This is a genomic window from Candidatus Binatia bacterium (assembly GCA_029243485.1).
Classification (GTDB): Bacteria; Desulfobacterota; Binatia; order UBA12015; family UBA12015; genus VGTG01.
Genome location: JAQWRY010000014.1, coordinates 1 through 17736, shown reverse-complemented (window position 1 = coordinate 17736; position 17736 = coordinate 1). Strand labels below are relative to the sequence as shown.

General features: G+C 60.2%; 14 protein-coding genes and 2 pseudogenes. 9 read left to right on the top strand and 7 right to left on the bottom strand.

Annotation, left to right across the window (positions count from 1 at the left end; translation table 11 throughout):
* Positions 1-175 precede the first annotated feature (175 nt).
* Positions 176-466, top strand: a complete 291-nt coding sequence (locus P8R42_06585) for a rhodanese-like domain-containing protein (protein MDG2304313.1) — start codon at positions 176-178, stop codon at positions 464-466.
* A 78-nt stretch (positions 467-544) separates the two neighbouring features.
* Here the strand turns inward: P8R42_06585 and P8R42_06580 are convergent, their stop codons facing one another.
* From P8R42_06580 to P8R42_06565, 4 genes are read right to left on the bottom strand one after another with little or no spacing between them, the layout of a single operon-like run.
* A complete protein-coding gene (locus P8R42_06580) occupies positions 545-1168 on the bottom strand; it encodes a TetR/AcrR family transcriptional regulator (GenBank protein ID MDG2304312.1) in 624 nt (207 codons plus the stop codon).
* Positions 1169-1182: 14 nt separating this feature from the next.
* Positions 1183-2613, bottom strand: coding sequence for a PDZ domain-containing protein (locus P8R42_06575; protein MDG2304311.1), 1431 nt, complete (start codon positions 2611-2613; stop codon positions 1183-1185).
* Positions 2610-4874, bottom strand: coding sequence for a hypothetical protein (locus P8R42_06570; protein ID MDG2304310.1), 2265 nt, complete (start codon positions 4872-4874; stop codon positions 2610-2612). The genes P8R42_06575 and P8R42_06570 overlap by 4 nt, the downstream gene beginning before the upstream one ends.
* A 31-nt stretch (positions 4875-4905) precedes the next feature.
* The gene (locus P8R42_06565; GenBank protein ID MDG2304309.1) at positions 4906-7374 is read right to left on the bottom strand and encodes a TonB-dependent receptor; all 2469 of its coding nucleotides are present in this window, start codon (positions 7372-7374) and stop codon (positions 4906-4908) included.
* 861 nt (positions 7375-8235) lie between these two features.
* On the opposite strand from P8R42_06565, the gene P8R42_06560 reads away from it, so the two are divergent.
* Positions 8236-10347, top strand: a complete 2112-nt coding sequence (locus tag P8R42_06560; protein MDG2304308.1) for a sulfatase — start codon at positions 8236-8238, stop codon at positions 10345-10347.
* 61 nt (positions 10348-10408) lie between these two features.
* Here P8R42_06560 and P8R42_06555 read toward each other — a convergent pair.
* Positions 10409-10552: pseudogene (locus P8R42_06555) on the bottom strand (IS3 family transposase).
* Positions 10553-10712: 160 nt separating this feature from the next.
* On the opposite strand from P8R42_06555, the gene P8R42_06550 reads away from it, so the two are divergent.
* The 4 genes and pseudogenes from P8R42_06550 (at position 10713) to P8R42_06535 (ending at position 14290) form a co-directional block, all read left to right on the top strand.
* Positions 10713-11072 (top strand): hypothetical protein, encoded by a 360-nt coding sequence (locus tag P8R42_06550; GenBank protein MDG2304307.1) that lies wholly within the window; start codon positions 10713-10715, stop codon positions 11070-11072.
* Positions 11073-11361: 289 nt separating this feature from the next.
* Positions 11362-12276: an SMP-30/gluconolactonase/LRE family protein gene (locus P8R42_06545; protein MDG2304306.1), complete on the top strand. Its 915-nt coding sequence runs from the start codon at positions 11362-11364 to the stop codon at positions 12274-12276.
* Between the two features lie 434 nt (positions 12277-12710).
* Positions 12711-13907, top strand: coding sequence for a hypothetical protein (locus P8R42_06540; protein ID MDG2304305.1), 1197 nt, complete (start codon positions 12711-12713; stop codon positions 13905-13907).
* Positions 13908-14047: 140 nt separating this feature from the next.
* Positions 14048-14290: pseudogene (locus tag P8R42_06535) on the top strand (transposase).
* Positions 14291-14316: 26 nt separating this feature from the next.
* Here the strand turns inward: P8R42_06535 and P8R42_06530 are convergent.
* Positions 14317-14772, bottom strand: a complete 456-nt coding sequence (locus P8R42_06530; protein MDG2304304.1) for an amidase family protein — start codon at positions 14770-14772, stop codon at positions 14317-14319.
* A 107-nt stretch (positions 14773-14879) separates the two neighbouring features.
* Here P8R42_06530 and P8R42_06525 point away from each other — a divergent pair, with 107 nt between their 5' ends.
* The 3 genes from P8R42_06525 (at position 14880) to P8R42_06515 (ending at position 17438) form a co-directional block, all read left to right on the top strand.
* Positions 14880-15653 (top strand): acetoacetate decarboxylase family protein, encoded by a 774-nt coding sequence (locus P8R42_06525; protein MDG2304303.1) that lies wholly within the window; start codon positions 14880-14882, stop codon positions 15651-15653.
* Positions 15654-15678: 25 nt separating this feature from the next.
* Positions 15679-16962, top strand: a complete 1284-nt coding sequence (locus P8R42_06520) for a glycosyltransferase family 39 protein (protein MDG2304302.1) — start codon at positions 15679-15681, stop codon at positions 16960-16962.
* Between the two features lie 248 nt (positions 16963-17210).
* On the top strand, positions 17211-17438 hold the full coding sequence (locus P8R42_06515) for a hypothetical protein (GenBank protein ID MDG2304301.1): 228 nt from the start codon (positions 17211-17213) through the stop codon (positions 17436-17438).
* Positions 17439-17482: 44 nt separating this feature from the next.
* On the opposite strand, the gene P8R42_06510 is transcribed toward P8R42_06515, so the two are convergent.
* On the bottom strand, positions 17483-17736 hold a 254-nt coding region (locus P8R42_06510; protein MDG2304300.1), incomplete at its 5' end, for a hypothetical protein.

Genomic DNA, 17736 nt, shown 5'->3' with positions numbered 1-17736 from the left:
ACGCGCCGAGAACAGATCAAGAAGAAGACAATGGCCCGTCGTAAGCGACAGAATCTACGCGCCGCGTAGGCGGGCAAACGTGCCGGAAGTGTCTCTTATAAATCGACCCCAAAGATCCCGACTCAGCTGACGACGTACACTGCCCCCTACACCGATCCTGCCATTCAAATTGTCGATGCGCGCTCGCCTGCCGAATACCCCAAAAGAGCGCATCCCCACAGCAATCGACAGGCCGTGGTCGATCAATCTAGTCGACGGCTTCCCGCTCTCGACTGCCGCATTGGAATTGCTTTGTGCCGACCTCGACAAGAACCAGACCACCGTCGTGTACTGCCTCGCCGGCTGGCGGGCCTCGGTGACCTGGCTTGTACTTGAGTCTCTCGGTTTTCAGGATGTGCGGGTTTATGATGGCTCCTGGTTCAAATGGAGACCGCCCAGCCGGTTTCCGATCGAGGCTGCCGACTGAGCAGTTGCGCATAACGAACGACCAAATCCGGGTCGCCGATTGGCCGCATCTGTGGCGGAGGAATGCGAATACCGAACTTCATGAATTTCTACCCTTTCGACTCCGCCTGAGCTTTGGCAATGGCAAGCCGGAGCGAAGAAGCTCCACGGCTGCATCCACCATGCCATCCGAGCGCTCGATTGCATGATGCCCAAAAAGTGATCGGACCAGACCATGTGTGAGAATCTCCAGAACCCGAGCCATTGCTTCGACATCCAATGATTTCGATATCTCGCCGGAGCGGACTCCAGCACGCAAGATCTGCCGAGTTTCCTCGAGAGTTCTTTCGCGAGCCTTACGGAACTTCTCATTATGCGCGACCTGCAGCATCCGGTCCTCGGCCAGAAGCGTGCGCAAGATGGGGCGCTCAAGGGCGAACCTCGCCGTAGCCCGCATGCGGGCCGCCAGTCCGTCGGCAGCAGTCTCTTTGGACCGAATGGCGTCTTCCGAGACCGCCCGCCAGCTCTCAAGCGCATCGGCGATCACCGCATCGGTGAGAACATCCTTGCTCTCGAAATATTTATAGAGGAAAGGCTTCGAGACTCCGGCGGTCGTGGCGATCTCGTCCATCGTCGTGCCCTTCAATCCGCGCTCAGAAAAACATACTCCCGCGGCCTCAATCACGCGCCGCAAGCGGTCTTCGGTGGCTGCCGTATTCTTCACGTGTTGTTCCTCCCTCAATGCGGGGGGATTGTTCGCGTAATCAACCGAAACTGTCGCCCGTCACGCTTTACGACCAGAGAGATTTCCTGCGCGCTTTCTGCAACATTCATGAATTCACGCCAACGCATCATCGAATTCATTTTCCTGTTGTTCACTTCTTGGATGACGTCACCTTCCGAAAGACCCATCTGGTTCCAGAAGCTACCGCGAAGAATCCGGCCCACACGAAGCCCGGCGATCGCATGCTGACCAGAGACGACCTCAGGGATCAGTGACCCCTGCTGTAATAACTGGGCCCGACCACGCAATCCTGTATTGCGCCACTGCGACATCATACCAAACCGATCCTTGCCAAGATTTGCATGGTCGAGCAGCGAGCTCTCCGCACCTGATCCACTGCTAATGGTCCGAAGTTCATCCAGAGGTTGGCTCTCAGGATCCAGGACGAGAACCATACGCTCGCGGCCACGTCTAAACCGAGCGCGATCTCCAGCCACGCCCTCAAGCCGATAACCCGTCCCATTCCCGAGAAGCTCTCCTACAACCACCACATATCGTAGCGACCGCTCGACATCCGCGATTGTTGCCGCTGCGAACTCCGGGCTGTCCGGCGATTCCCGGACAGCGATCAGCTTGTACGCGCCCAGCCACGGCAGGTCGCTCCGGGCCCGAGAGGCGCCGGGGTCTAATAGCCCGACTGGATCCGATACCCTTGCTACAGGCAGAGCCTCCGGGACCGCCGCGACTGAGGCGGTCGAGGCAGCTTCGGGAGCCACAAAATCTGCGGGTACAACTTTCCGCAAAAGGCGTGTCTCGAGAATGAAAAAAGCTGCCTCCGAGTCGGACAAACCCGTCCGGGTGGTAAACGAACGGAAATCCTTCTCGAGTCGCTCCCTCTCGCCGCGCAGCTGCACACGCCAGAAGCCGTCCTCGTAGGAAAAATACTGCCGTCCCCGATCGGGACGATCATCCAGGCCAAACTTGAACAGGCGCCCGGTCGCGGTGTCGCCTTTGACAGCAACCTCACGAAGCTCGTCGCTGCGACGCAGATCCTGACCAATCCAGCCCTCTACTACCGCGAGCAAAAGAATTTCGTTCCCCGACATCTCCGCCAGACGATCCGCTGGGACGGTAAGACGAAGGAACATGACCTGCAATTGATCCACCGGGTGAAGGTCATCGACCGCAGACGTCGAGCCGCGCAACGCCAAATCCCTCAGATGTTCATAGTAGGAGGCCGCATTCGCACTGACCAGGGCCGTGAGCCCTGGCGACTTTTCCGAAACTCTCGCCACCCAACTCGACGATAGATTCACGACCGCAGACGCTGCTGGCACTTCGGCCTCGGCCCATGCAGGCGCCAGAGCCGAACCGGACAGCGAAACAACGCCCAAGAACCCGGCCAATATCTTGGGCCGCAGAGTTTGCCAGATACGACTCTTCATAGTTGCGAGAGCAGTGCCTGCAGATCTTTCTCGCAGGCCGCCGCCCCCTGCTCTGCTTCCTGAATTGCATCGGCGTCAGGGAGTCGTGGTTGCTCCGCAAGCAACGACTCGCGTGCTCGGCGGCACTCGGACTCCGCGGCGGAAGCAGCCTCGGCCAAACTCTGTCCCTCTTGCTGACTCAATTCGTTTCGAGTGACCGCCTCGGCCAACTGCTTCGGCACAGCTTTGTCGAGATTCCATGCGGCATACCCGAGTCGCGCTGCGGCTTCTTCCAACTGACAGCCTTGCACCAGACAAATGTTCTGGCGTGAAAACCGCACCAAACCAAGATTCATCTCCACCTGGTTCCGGACACTCTCGCGAAAAGATACCGGCTCGTAGATGGTCAAGCCCGCTTCGGGCTGCGGCACTTTCCATGCGGTCGGCACAATGCCCTCTTCGTCGATCGGACCAAAGAGACCAAAGTAATTGAGCTGGGCGCTGGTTTCGCGCAATTCCTTCATCTCTTCATCGGTCACATCATCGCGCGAGACATCGTTGGTATTGAAGAAATTATAGTTCCCCTGAAAGAGATAATAGTAGAACAAGGTGAGCAGTTCGGCTTTCTGCACAACGTAACGACCGTGCGTGGTCACCATGGCATTGGCCTGTGAAATACCGGGCCTGGCCAACTCGGGGCTGAAGGTCTGTCCTGGCATCAACTTGCCGGTCTTCGCATCGAAGGTGACGGGAATCATGGCCGTCGGCGTCAGATCGCCGAGCCGGGTGAAGGTTCCCAGAACCGTGCCCAGAAAATAGGGATAGCCAATGCTTGCTGTGACCGTCCATCGGGCCGGATCCAGAATCATCCCGCCGATATAGTCGGCGTCCGGCGTGGTCCCCCAGAGAAAGGGAATCGCGTAGTCATCCAGTTCCGGCAAGACCTGAGCGGCAATTTCTTCCGTTCGAGAATGATCCGCCTGAATCGTGGTCTTCCCATCGGTCGAAATACAGGTGAGGGTCCAGGCATCACAATACAAGCCATCGATGGTATTGAAGGGAGAGCCAAAGCTATTGAAATTGGTGGGGAATTTCGGCAGCGACTCACCGGTTTCCACGTAGGTAAAGTTCACATTCCCATCGGCATCGGAGCCATTGACCACGGTATAGTCCGGATTCATGGTCGGAGAAGCTGCGGTCAATCCCGCAACCACGCGCTCCCATGCCTTCTTGATCCCCCACCCCGCTTCGTCGCTGTGGGTGAAGTCGTAGGCAATCAGACGAGAGGAGTCAGGCTTTCCGACCGGCCCCGCGTAGGTGAAGATGTAGCGGGCATATTTAGAGACCCCGGGAATCGCCGGCCGCACCGCCAGATTGTTGGGCTGCGGCGTTGTATTGTTCGCGTCGTAAGCCAGACAGACGAGTTCATCCAACTCACCGGATTTGTCCATCTCGCCGCCGCTGACACTCAGATAGAGGCGCGAGCGCAGCGGGCAATCCCTGGCCGAGAACAGGTCCGGTTCCTTCACGATGACCGGAGAACCATCGCGTCGGTCAAGCCAGATATGCCAACCGGAGGCGAAGACGTTGCCGACCAGTCCGTCTTCCCCCGCGTTCAGCAAACGCAGATCGTTAGAAGCAAGCGTATTGCCGCTATAGTCCGAGAAGCGTGAGAACCAGATGCGTTCGCCGGTGTCCTGATCCAATTTCCAGACGCCATAATTATCACCAACGTAGAGAGCACCTTCTTCGTCCACCATCGGTGCCTGGATTCCAGCGCTCGAGGCAACGGCATTCCCCATCCCCGCACGATCGGGGGTCCCGTCGCCGTCCTTGTCTTCGCCGGTCCACTCCTCGGTCCGCCACACGACCTTTCCGTTGGGGTCGAGAGCGACCACCGTCGAGGTGCCTCCGCCCCGCGGAGATACCGCGATAATCAGGCCGTTGGGCGCCTCAGTACTGCCGTTGGTCAGCAGGGCTGAAATGGGTGGAGAGTTGGGCTGCGTCCAGCTCAGGTACTCGCTTTGTCCTGCGAGTTTGCGCTGCTCGAAACTGGTTACGAGGGTCGTGCCGGAATTTCGGTTATCCCCCCAGGTGCCCATATAGGCAGAATCAATGCTGCGCGGCCAGATCTTGCCGTGCTCCTGCACGCCACGATCAGAAATAGTTTGGGGTGCTCCGACTGGCGCGGTGGGCTTGACCGATGCACAGGAAACGAGGGCGAACAAAGACAAACTGCATGCGCAGGCATGCCATATGGATGAAACTGGATGACGAATCATTCAGGCTATTCTCCTACGTGGTTGGCAGCCGCTAGAATCGGTAGCTCAGCTCGCCGCCGAAAGTTCGAGGCGGTTCATAGTAATTCAGCGTGACACCAAAGAAGTTGGCAATCGGCGTACTGTTTCCGAAGTAGCCTTCGTTGGTGAGATTCTTGCCCCATAGAGCGACCTGCGCGCGATCGTCAAGGAAGGCGTAGGAAATCCGCGCATTGAGGAGGTTGAAACCGTTCTGGATGCCCGCCAGAAGTTCGGGGCCATTATAATGCACCTCACTCTGGTAGGCCCACTCCAACCGCGGCGTGAGCCATCCGGACATCGATTGACTTTCCCGGATATCAATCGGGAAGGAATATTGTAGAGCGAGAAAGGTCTGCAACTGGGGCGTGTTGTTGAACGTCTCACCGGCGCGGTTGATGTCTTCATTATTCAGATCATTAATGCCCATATAGTTGTCATATCGAGCATCGATAACGCCGACCGAACCCGTGATCTGGAAGCCCTCAAACGGGATCGCATAGAGTTCCAACTCGAGCCCCTGGGTTGTCGCCTTCGCCGCATTGAGCGTCAGCTGCAGAATCTCTGGCGCCTCCACGCTCCCGACGTCGCGAATCGAAGTGACCTGGATGTCGTCATATTTCGCGAGAAAGAACGAAACATTCACCGTCAGGCGTTGGTCGAGCGCAATCGTCTTGGCGCCGACTTCAAAGGAGTCGAGAAACTCCGGGGAAAAGGGCTCCAAGTCTGCGGACGAATTTTCTCCCAACGCATTGAAGCCACCACCCTTGAACCCTCGAGCATAGGTGAAATATCCCATCAAATGATCAACTGGAGAATGGTCCAGAATGGCTTCCGGCAATTGAAGTGCCACAGTCCCCGTCGGTGTCCATGCAGAAAAGATCGCTTGGGAATCTCCATCGGTCAGAGGCACTGCCGGTGGCGGTAGGAATTGACCGGTTTCAGGGTCGATTGGGCGATTGTTTGCCGAGAGGCCTTTCTTCTCTTCGCTGTAGCGAATGCCGCCCGTCAGGCTGAGCCAGTCGGTCGCGTCAAAGGTACCCTGCCCATAGAAGGCCCAATTCCAGTTATTGGTCTCCAGAAGATTCTGTGTGTACTGGTTAAAACTACCCAGATTAACGGCCTGCGTCTGGCCGGAATCGGCGGTTTCGGTGAAGTAAAAATACCCGCCCACGAATACCAATCGGTCATCGAGTGCCTGTCCGTTGACCTGAAGTTCCTGACTGATCTGGCGAGCCGAGCCCGGGGATCCGCCCAACGGACCATTGCCAGTTTGGGTCAGTTGGATGAGCCGCGAGGCGGTGCCGTCGGCGTCGGAATTAAATTGCGATCTTTGTTCGCGCCAGGACGTAATCGATTTCAAACTGAGATCATCCAGCGGACCCACAGGGCCCACATCCCAGAGAGCTGTCCCCCACATGCCGTAGGTCTCGTTATCGACGAGTTGCTTGTTCGCCTCGATCCGGTAGGGCCGCGACCGGCGACATTCCGCCGGCCAGTCCGGGACCAGTCCCTGTAACCCCGTCGGCTGGATATAGGTGCATTTTCCACCCCGGCCAGGGCTTCGACTACGCGACCAACTTCCCGTCAGATCGATGGTCAACTCATCGAGTGGAAGATAACGTAAGGAACCGACAAAATTAAGGTTGTCGCGGCCTGATAGATATTCTCCACGAGATTCGTTGAAGACATATCCCCCGGATCGATCTGTACTCACGGCAAAACGTGAGAGGAGGCGCTCCTCAACAATCGGAAGGTTCAGCATGGCGCGCGCATTGATCGAGGCGAAATTGCCGGCTCGTACAAGCACGGACGCTTCCGCGTCCTCATGCGGACGAACGGTCGAAATATTGAGAGCACCGCCGACGGTATTCTTGCCGAAGAGAGTCCCCTGCGGTCCACGAAGGACTTCGATCTGCTGGACGTCGAGCACATCGATCAGCCCCCCCGCCGAGCGTGACAGAAAGACGCCATCGACGTAGATGCCGACCCCGGGATCGAATTGAATGCTGGCACGCGGAGTTCCGATACCGCGGATGCGCACCATCGCATCCTGTCCTTCCGGATTGCGCTGGAACGTCAGGTTTGGGACCATTTGTTCAATATCGTCCAGGCGCGTGACTCCGTGCTCGACAAGGGCCCTGGCGCCGAGTGCCGTCACCGAAACCGGTGTTTCTTCCAGCGACTCCTCACGCTTCCGGGCACTGACGACGATTTCCTCGATTTGTCGAAGCACATCTGCGGAGACTCCCGAGATCCGCCCTCCGTCCTTGGCAGCTTCCTCGGCCTGAGCCTCCATGGAATCCAGCTCGGCCGACAATCCGCCGACATCCGCTTCTCCAGGCTCTTCGCCCTCGCTCGGAGCGACGATTGAGGCCTCGCTCGCCACGGCTTGGGCACCTGCCGCTGGTGCCGGTTTCCAAAAACCGAGCAACCCCAGCCCGAAGAGCCAGAAAGACCCGACCAGCACCTTGGCAAGCTTCAAGGGGCTAAACTTCATAGCTTACTCAGTTGGCGCATAGAGTAAACAAAGTACAGGGAGTATACAAAGTCAAACGCTCGAGTGACTCCGGCAAGCAGTCCTCGCCGACCGAAACAATCGTCGATGCAGCATGGCGGGAGTCCCGACTTACGGATCCAAAAATCCGAGTCCTCGATGCGCGACTGTTTGGCGATGATTTTCGCACCGCCCATATTCCCGGGGCACATCGCCTCGACCGCTACCAAATCGCATCGACGCGCAACGGCATTCCCGCGCAGTTGACCCCGGCAACAGAAGCAGAGTCGGTTCTTGCCGCACGAGGGGGCCAACCGCAGGACACCATCCATCACCCCCTGACGATAGGAAGCACGAACGGCCTATTTGCCCAGGCCGCAGCGGGCGCACGGGTGCGCTGGCTGCGGGTCGAGCGGATGATCAGGCGGGGAACTCTTGGAAGAGATCGTCTGTGGTATCAGGCGGAGCCCGGAGCGGGCGCGGCAGAGTGAAGGGAAGGCCGAGGTGAGTGAGGATGCGTCGAATCGCCTCAGGACTTTCGATGGTGGCGATGAACCGCAGGTTGCCCGGGCAGCGTGGAACGGTGGGCTCGGTGTGAGTCCGCTGTTGATCAACGCGCAGCCGTCGATATCGGACCCTCTGAAAGCGCATGTACTCTAGCCGTGGCGCAGTTAGGCGGGATCCCTGGATGCGGTGTGGTGGATCCGTCCGTCACCCAGATTGCCGCGCGATCAGCGACGTGAGAGGATCGTAGAAAGCCTGTCCTTCTCGGACCACGGGCGTGCACCCCAAGTGGTGTTTCAATAGTGAGCCGCTTCGCTGCGCGCGGCGCCACGAGGAGAGTTCGACATGTGCACGCGAGACGGGCGGAGTGTGGCCTTGGCGTATCGATGGTCATTGGCTCTGGCGTCGCTGGGGCTCCTGATCACGACGGCCTGTTCCCGGGGGCCGGTGGGTCCTGAAGGAGTCACGCAGCGTCTGCGCGCGGAGGACTTCGGCCAGCCAGTGGCCGAGCACGCGCCGATGCTCGCCATCGGTCGGACGGCCCGAGAGGTCATCGCGGTGCCTGAGCGGCGCCAGATCGCCGAAGTTCAGGGTGCCCTCTTTGAAGACGGGATTGCTCAGATGCAGGTCGAGCTGGAGCCCGTTCCACAAGGCGCGACCGTCGAGTTGGAAGTGATGGCCATCGGTCTTCCCGTCCTGATGGAGCCCGTGGTGCGCGACGGGGTCGCCGAGCACGGGCGGTATGTCCGGCTCGAACGAGGTTGGGATCTCGAGCGGGCGGACGCGGGCCCTGCGCGGCTTACCGTGGAGGCCGGGGCGGTGCGGCTGGCGGTCCCAGAAGAACAGGCTACGAAACAAGTCGTCGCGCGGCTGTTCGCCCGCAGCCCGATTCCGGCGTTTCTATCAAGCCAGCCGTTCCAGCCGCCCCAGCCGGGAGCCATCGAGATTCCGTACGGTGTGCTCGGTGCAGGGGAGGCGATGTCGGTCGGCGGGGTTCAGATGAGTGCGATCCTCCGATGTGGCGACCGAGTCGAGCGTCTTCTGCAGGCGAAAGTCGCGCCAGGCAATGAAGCGCCTGGCTGGCATGTGCACACGGTGGAGCTTCCCCGGTTGGAAGGGCCGTGCAAGCTCGAGCTCGAACAGGCCGATTCGGATGGAACGCCATCGGCCTACGTCGTTTGGGGAACCCCTCAGATCGTGGCCGAGACCGACGAGCGAGATCTTCGCATCGTGATGATCTCGCTCGATACACTCCGCGCGGACCACATGTCCGGGTACGGCTACCCGCGCGATACGACGCCCGAGATCGACCGTCGCTTGATCCAGCGAGGGGTCCGCTTCGAAGACGCGATGACCACCATTGCCAGCACGGGGATAGCTCACCTGAGCCTCTTCACCGGCCTCTACCCGCGCGACCAGCGAAAGAGTGGCCGCCTAGCGGCGCGAGATGCGTCGGTGACACTTGCGGAGCGACTCCAGAGCGCCGAGTACGCGACGGCCGCGTTTACCGAAGACGGACTCCTCGCCGGTCCATTCGGGTTCTGGTACGGCTTCGATCTTTTCCGAGAGTATCACGTGGTATCGGATGCTCGAGGCATCAATGTTTTCGACGACGGGATCGAGTACGTGCGCGCCAACCGAGACCGGCGCTTCTTCCTGTTCCTGCACACGTACAAGGTGCACGACCCGTTCGAGTTCGATGAGGCTACACGCACGCGTTTTTCGAGCGGCGCGGACTGGGTCGACGGCACGCTCGACCCGCGGGTCCCGAAGGCGCAGCGTTCCGTCGTCGATGCGTATGACCGAACGATCGTGGAGGCCGACCGAATCGTGGCCGGGTTCCTCGACGAACTCGATCGGCTGGATCTGGCCGGGCGCACCCTGGTCGTGCTGCTCTCGGACCACGGCGAGGCCTTCGGTGAGCACCAGGTCCGCGGCCACGGACTCGGAGTCGGGCAGGAGCAGCTTCGGATCCCATTGGTCTTCCGCGGGCCCGGAGTCGCCGAAGGCCACGTGCGGCGCGTGCCCGTCAGCATTGCCGATGTCGCGAGCACCATTCTCGACATCGCCGGCCTCGCCCACGACGGACTCGGTGGGAGCCGTAGCCTGGCTAGTCTGATCGTCGAGCGCTCCGAGGCCGAGCCCGAAGCGGAGCCGCCGCGAGAGCGGCCGCTCTTCTTCACTCGCTTGCTGAGCGACGCGGATGGGGCACGCCTCGGCTCGACCAAACTCCTCAAGACGAAGGACAGTTGCACGCAGTGGAATCTCGAGACCGACCCACTCGAGAACCGGCCCATGCTCGTCGAGTGCGACGCTGTGGGGCTTGCTGGCGAGATCGTCGCGTATCGAGACGCCGCGACCTCCCGGCACGCACGAGATCGCGAGGGTCTCGAGGAGTCGTTTTCAATCCCGCCCGATACCGAAGATTCACTGCGCGCACTCGGCTACGTCGAATAGGGGCGCATGCACGGGGCGCCTTCCGTGTTCAGAGCGCCGAAGTCATCGACGTGCCCCGATCCTCTCGGCGACACAGCGCGGCAATGTTCTGTTCGCCGCGCAGTCCTTCAAGGACGATGCGGATCTTCTCTTCAGCCGAAAAACGACGTCGCGTCTTGCTCTGAATGTCGCGGACGACCTTCTCTGCACTCTCTCCCTTACCCATTGGATTCTCCTTCCCTTTGGGCCGGGTGTGTCTCTTATTTCAAACCCGTATTTGGTCCAACTTCAGCTAAACCCGAACAGAAGATTATGCAGAGAGAAAACTCTTCGCACCTCTGGGCATGAATAGCGTGAAGTGGGTGAAGATTGTGGTAGGTGCAGACGTGACCAACTACAGGCGCATCGAAAGCAACACTCGAGACATGGCCCGGTTTGGCCTTTTTACCCAGCGCCGAAGCGTTTGGAACCATGAACAATTGGTCAGCGAGGACTACTTCGAAAAAGCCACCACTCCGTATTCGGAAAGCAAATCTGACTATGGATTTCTCTATTGGTTACAGGAAATCAATACGTCAGAAATGGGCACGATTTCAGCCTTCAGCGCCGTAGGCAAAGACCAGAAAATCATCATGGACATCCCATCGCTGGATCTGGTCATCGTCCGCCACGGCGAGAGTGCGGGCAGCGGTTTCGTTTTGCAATTGGGCCAGTTGGTTGCTGATGCATTCGCTGATGCGAGATAAGGAAGATTCAAAATGATTGGATAGACTCCTGCCCAGCCAAAGCTTCTGCCAAGTAATCAAACACCAGGCGCAACCGGCGGCTTGTCTGCAGCTCTCGGTGACACACCCTCTAGATAGGAACGGGAATGCGTGTAGCGGAATAAAGCGGGTTTTGGCTTTGTGGTTGGGGCAGGGGAGAGGGTTTCAGCGAGGGCGGCGGTTGAAGTTCGCCAACGGACGGCCAGAATCGGCAGCTTGAAGTCAGGTGCGTTGCTCTTTAAGGCGTTAACCTTAACCGCGAGGGGGCGCGATGTTCGAAATCGAATGTCTTTGGGAATGCGATGATGGTCTGGGAGAGTCGCCGCTCTGGTCCCATGAGGAAAACTCCCTCTACTGGTCTGATCACGCAGGCCCTTCCATGGAGTTGGCCGGCGCACGATGGCCATCGATAAAGCGATTGAATGTCGTGACCCGGCAGCAGGACGTTTGGCGCATGCCCCAACAGGTGGGATCCTTTGGCTTTCGGGCAACCGGCGGATTGATCGCCGGCACCAATTCAGGATTTTGTTCGATCGATCTGGAAAGCGGCTCCATCGAGCAGATCGCTGATCCGGAGGAGGACAACCCGCACAGCCGGCTGAACGATGGAAAGATTGACCGCCGTGGACGCTACTGGTGCGGCAGCATGGATTGTCAGCTGAAGGACAAGTCCTCGTATATCTATCGCTTCGATCCAGATCTTACGTGCCATAAGTGCGCGGAAGACTTTTCCTTTGTGTGCAGCAATGGGATCGCTTTTTCTCCGGACGACACTCGGATGTACTTCGGCGATACGAAGGGGAACGCGGTCTATGTATTCGACTTTAATATTGACGAAGGCCACATTGGTAATCGCAGGCTGCTTCTCTCACTTGAGGATCGAAAGCCTGGGATCATCGACGGTGCGACGGTGGATGCCGAGGGGTATTACTGGTTCGCCTTGAATATGGGAGGGAAAATTATTCGTATCGACCCTCGGGGCGGAGTCGATCGGGAAATCGATATGCCAATCCCCAGTCCGACCTGTGTGACCTTTGGCGGGGACAACTACGAAACGCTTTTCGTCACATCACAACAGACCTTCGTGACCCCTGAGCAATTGGCAAAGCACCCACGGCCGGGAAGCCTGTTTGCAATTCACGGGCTCGGCGTTCAAGGGCTGCCTGAACCCAAGTTCGGCGGTTGAGGCCGCTTGCGGGCCCCAGCCTGCCATCGAGAACCCCGGTGTTTCTCTTTAACCTCTGCCCTACATGCCCAGGGGTCTAGAATGGGCTTTGGAATTCTTATTCGCCGTGTCCGCGAACTGCCATGAAAGTGATTAGAGCCGTCGTGGCGACAAGTCGGAATTCTCGACTGAGCAGGAATCGAGTCTCGGCCCCCAGAAGGATTTGTCCGGGAGCGGCGGCACCCTCGAGGCGACCGCTGACATTTACCGAATCCTCCAGCGCGCGCAAATCAGTGCCACCGTCGGGCCCCTGGATTTCTGATGATAGGAAGCACGAACGGCTTATTTGCGCAGGTCGCCGGGTAGCCGCCACCGCGAGGCCTGGAGCGAGGTCCAGTTTTGGGGTTCCGGCGGCCGCGGCGTAGCCGCCGGGCGGTTTGGCTTGTTGCAGTTGGTTGCTTGACGTCTGCGTTCGAGAATTGCAGGGAACTTGTATGGCACTGAAAATGAAATCCAATCGATGGTTGCGCGACCGGTCCTGGGCGGGCTGTTTCCTTGCGGGGCTCTTGCTCCTTTCTTCTTGTGGGGACTCGGCCCACGTGGCTACCCCGTCCAATGACTTCGCGACCTATACTGATAGGTTCGTCAGTGCGTTGGCATTCGGATACGATCGTACCGCCGCCGGGTTGCCGGACCTGGTGGTTCAGTCGGGAAGCTATACGCCGCCTCCGTTCGGGGGGACGGCAATACTGAAGTACACTTTGTATGAGATGGCTTTCGACTACTTCGAAGCTGTTCTTCCCGAACTGAGCGAGGAAGAGCAAAACTTTTTCTACGAAGCGTTTCGGCTCTCCTATCTCTGGGAAGCAGAGATCGCGGGGGAGAAGAAAGTTCTGGGGCCCTGGTATGAGCAGAGCGAACTTTACCGGGGCGATACCGAGTTCGCCGCCTATACCTCGGCGGTTGCGGACGTGGCCATCCTCATGGCTTGTCGACGGGCTTCCGAGCGAACGCCGCAGAGCGCCTTGTTGAGTCTGCTGTACTTTGGGGCCTACCAGGAGCTTCTTTTCGAGGAGCTATCGGGAAACCTCTGGTACCAATATCCGGGCAGCGACTTCAATCCGGTATGGACCACGTTGTACCGGGGCGGCCAAGGGCCAGGACGGGGCGTGGATGTGCCCATCACCCTGATCCCGCAGGCGGTCTGGATTACGCTGGCGCTAGACGCCCACGAGATGGTGCAGCGGGGAGCCCCGGTGGCCACGGAGGATTCCCGCGAACTTTGGGCGGAGTCCGGGAAGTATCGGGCCCAGGCGCGGCGCTATGTGGAAGAACTGCGCGATCAGGGGGCCTCGGGAGGAGGGGCCCTGGTCGAAGCGCTCATCGCGGCAATCGAGCGAGGGGAGTCCCTCGAGTCCATTCTGAAAGAGATTCTGGGACTCTTGTCGCCGCAGCCGGCGATGATGTTGACCGATGCCCAGTGGCAGCGGTGGGCGACTGACACGGTGGGCGAGGTTACCCAGGCGTTGCGCCAAAGCTCGGCGGATAACCTCGAGGGCGACGCGCCGGTCTCTGCAAGCGCTCCCGAATTCACTCGATTCATGGCTGCGCTTGGTTTCCCGGAGGCCTTGGAGCCGGGCGTTGCGGAGTGAGCTCGGGGCAGGGGGGAGCGATCCGACTGCACGCTAGAGGCGTTCCAGATGGATCGGAAGACCATCGACGGGCTCGGAGATCGGGGCTTGTTGCACGTGACCCTCCCCCCGAAAACCGGTCCGGCCCGAATATTAGAGAAGCTCGGTGGGAGAACGGCTACATCGAGAGCTTCAACGGAAGGCTTCGAGATGAACTTCTCAACGGCGAGATCTTCTACACGGTGCAGGAGGCAAAGATCCTGACCCAATGGTGGCGGCTCGAGTACAACCACCTCCGACCGCACCGCGCCCTCGGGTATAGAGCTCCTGCTTTCGAGGCGATCGAACCGCTGCCGTTGCGGCGTGGGAGTTTTACACCCATGCAGAGCGCTGCTCTAACGTAGCGGCTGGTACGACAACCGGGGGCGGGTCAGGGAGCGGACCCGTCCTCACCAACGATCCCGCGCTCCTGACCCGGATCGAAGACGCGACCAACCGCTCGCTGGTCCGGATCTATGGCTCGGCGAAAAGTCATCAAGACATCCTTCGCATGCCGATAGACCTCGGTTGAAATCGCGGCCTCACCTTGCGGTCCTTGCAGCATCTTCCTCACGTCGGGGCTGTCGCACTTCGAAACCAGCTGATCATAATTCATGGGGATGTCATGTGCTGCGAGATAGGCATTCAGATCGGCGACTGTTTCATGCAGTGCGACCGGGAAGCCGGCATCAAAATCTAAACGTCCGATGTCATCGAGATCCGCCTCGACCAAGACGGCACCGGCCTTACGTAGGCGCACGAGCACATCCTCCATCAATTCCCCCGTCTCCGCCTCGAGCCCCTCCCCGAAGTGCGCCCGCGGCACACCCAAGCGCAACCCTCGCATCGAGGCCGGCTCGTCTTTCCCTGCCAGACGAGATCGCATAGGGTCGCCCGCGCGGGGACTCCGAACAGGACCGCGCCGAATCAAGCCGAACCAACGGGAGGACCGCAATGGCCACCGAGCAAGATCTACGAATCAATCCTGGCGACATCATGGGCTGGCCGATCCTAAAGATCGACTACCCGACCGCCCCGGCCCATCTCGCGGATCTGTTGCCGCCCGGCGTGGATCCTGGAGCCGCCTCCCAAGTCCACATTTCGATCTATTGCTACCCCGTGCCGGACGAGCCCGAGTTCGGAGTCGTGATCGCCGTCGATGCGGACTACCGCGGCCGCCAAGGCGTCTACACGATCGGATATGGCATCGACCAGGAGTCCGCGATCTACATCAGCAAGGACATGAACGGTCAGCCGAAGTACCCGTGCGACATCGACTACTATCGCGTCGGCGACGCCGTTCGCGCGCGGTGCACCCACCAGGGCTACACGTTTCTCGAGTATCGGGGAGCCAGCCGCGAGGTCGCGGCAGTGCCGGACGCGCACGAAGAGAATGAATGGTGGGTCAAGGTCTCGCGTGCCGTTGGTGGCGCGGAGAAGGCGTACGATTTCCCTCCGCACGTCGTCCAGGTGAAAACGGCCTACCAGCCGGTCCGTCGCGAGAACCTCGAGGGGGAGCTCAAGCTCCTCGAGAGCCCATGGGATCCGATCGCAGCGCTTCTACCGATGAGTGGGCCCGCGTCGGCGTACCTGTGGACGGCGAATCCGACCGCCCGCGACATCACACTCGAAGGAGGCCTGGATCCAGAGGGCTTCTGGCCTTTCGTCGACACGATCGGGAGCTCTCGCTGGCCCGGCACGACCGGCGGTCCGCGGCGCGCGGCCTGACGCGCGCCGCCGACCTCGTTTGCGCGTGTTGAACGTTCGCGCACTGGCTTCCGCGCTGGTCTTGGCTCAACTCCTTGCGCTGGGCGTGGTGGGCGCGAGGGTGACGCGCGATACCCCGGTCTTCGGCCCGATCGACGAGCGAAGTCACTACTCCTACGTTCAGTTCGTTTCGGAGGAGGGCCGCCTTCCGCTCCTCCGCGACACGATTCGCCCGGAGGTCTCGGCGCTTGCGCGCGGAATCTATCCGCAGGAATCCGTCCGTCCCGCGGAGCTCATGGGGATTTGGGGCAAGGTCTACGAGGCCTTCCAGCCGCCGCTGTATTACGTGGTTGCGGCGGCGGTGAGCCGGCTCACGACGAATCATCGCACGCAGGTGACGATTCTCCGTGCGTTCGGGGTGGCTCTCCTCTTCGGGTTGGCGGCCCTTCTGCTCGAGCTGAGCCGGCGGCTTTTCGGGGAGGAGTGGCCGATCGCGGCCGCGTACGTTCTGAACGTCGTATTGCTTCCGGGCGTGGTCGTGCGTTCCGTGCACATCGGGAACGCAGGCCTCGAAATCCTGGGCGCGACGTTCGTACTTCTCTGCCTGCAACAGGGGTTCGCTCGGCGGAGCGCCCTCCCGTTCTGGGCTGCCGGGGTGATGCTCGGAGTAACGCTCCTCACTCGGCTCACGGCGGTAAGCTTTGCCTTTGTCCTCGTACTCGCCGTCGCTACCGCGGTCCGGCGCGGGATCCTGGCGAGGGGGCGAGGCGCGCTCGTAGTCGCCCTCCCACCGCTCGTGCTCGCGCCGTGGGTCGCATTCAACTTCGTCCACTATGGGGCGGCTACGGCAAACGGCGTTGCGCGGGGGATGCAGATGCACATCATCAACCCGCAGGGGAAGGACCACACGTTGGGGGATGCAGCGTCTCACTTCGCGACGCAGCTCTTTTCGTATCAGCAGATGGTCCTACCCCAGGAGTGGGCGTTCCCCGTGGGCGGGGATGTGGCCCGCGTGATTCTTGGGTTGTCGAGTGTCCTCTTCTTCTTGCCACTCGGTCTGGCGCCGTTTCTTCGTGGTCGTGCGCGTGCAGGGGTCGAGGCTTGGCTCTTTGGCTGGCCGTTGCCTCTGTCGATCGTGCTCTCTGTGGTGCTGTACGCGTGGCAGGATTGGCCCATGCTGGTGCGGTACACGTACTGTGCGTTCCCGGCGGCGATGATCTTTGGGTACGCGGTCCTCCGTCGCTACGTGGGGACACCGGTTTTGCTCTCGGGCGCCGCGCTCACCTACGGATTTCTGGTCGCTCTTTGGGCCTGGGCTCCGGTGCCGTAGTTGCCCCCTGCGGGGCTCGCAGGGGGATCCGAGCCCCCCCTCGGGGTTGTCCGGCGTCAGCGCTGGCAGTGCGGCCCCTCCTCGCTACAATCCGGCCCATGGTCAGAGATACTGGTTCGATTCTAGAAGATGGCGATAGGAAGCACGAACGGCCTATCTTCCCAGGTCGCCGGGTAGCCGCCACCGCGAAGCCTTGAGCCAGGTCGAGTTTTCGGGTTCAAGCGGCCGCGGCGTAGCCGCCGGGCGGCGTGGCGGGCGTTTGGAACATAGCGGTCGCGATTTCGGGTCCGATCTTCAGCTGTGGGTTGAACCACGAGCAGTACCGGGTAGAGGTGGCCGTGTGGGAAGCGGGGGGCGCAGTCTACGAGCAGGCTGTCCTGCAGGCGTTCGCCGAGGCTTCGAATTTGCTCACATCCCAGCAGAACCTGATCGAGGAACCCGCGCAACGGGAGAGGGGGGTAAAGGCGCTGAAGTAGCAGCTGTTCCCGGCCGAGCTCGGCCTCGCACGAACGCGTCGAGATCAGCTGGTCGTCGTCGCGCAGTTGTACCGCGCGCTCGGATGTCGGTGGAAGATGGAGATGGACCGTTGGGTGTATCCCCAACCATCCCCGACCCCGGGAGCATAGTTCAGCGTGTTCGGGTTCAGAGACGGTTGGACCAAATAGGTCGATGAAATAAGAGACACTCCCGGCCCAAACGGAAGGAGAATCCGATGGGAAAGGGACAAAGCGCGGAGAAGGTCGTCCGCGACATTCAGCGCAAGACACGACGTCG

Excerpts from the sequence above, each read along its gene's own strand:
- P8R42_06530 (MDG2304304.1), bottom strand. The coding sequence starts at position 14,772 with ATGCGAGGGTTGCGCTTGGGTGTGCCGCGGGCGCACTTCGGGGAGGGG.
- P8R42_06560 (MDG2304308.1), top strand. The coding sequence starts at position 8,236 with ATGTGCACGCGAGACGGGCGGAGTGTGGCCTTGGCGTATCGATGGTCA.
- P8R42_06585 (MDG2304313.1), top strand. The coding sequence starts at position 176 with ATGCGCGCTCGCCTGCCGAATACCCCAAAAGAGCGCATCCCCACAGCA.
- P8R42_06545 (MDG2304306.1), top strand. The coding sequence starts at position 11,362 with ATGTTCGAAATCGAATGTCTTTGGGAATGCGATGATGGTCTGGGAGAG.
- P8R42_06570 (MDG2304310.1), bottom strand. The coding sequence starts at position 4,874 with ATGATTCGTCATCCAGTTTCATCCATATGGCATGCCTGCGCATGCAGT.
- P8R42_06575 (MDG2304311.1), bottom strand. The coding sequence starts at position 2,613 with ATGAAGAGTCGTATCTGGCAAACTCTGCGGCCCAAGATATTGGCCGGG.
- P8R42_06525 (MDG2304303.1), top strand. The coding sequence starts at position 14,880 with ATGGCCACCGAGCAAGATCTACGAATCAATCCTGGCGACATCATGGGC.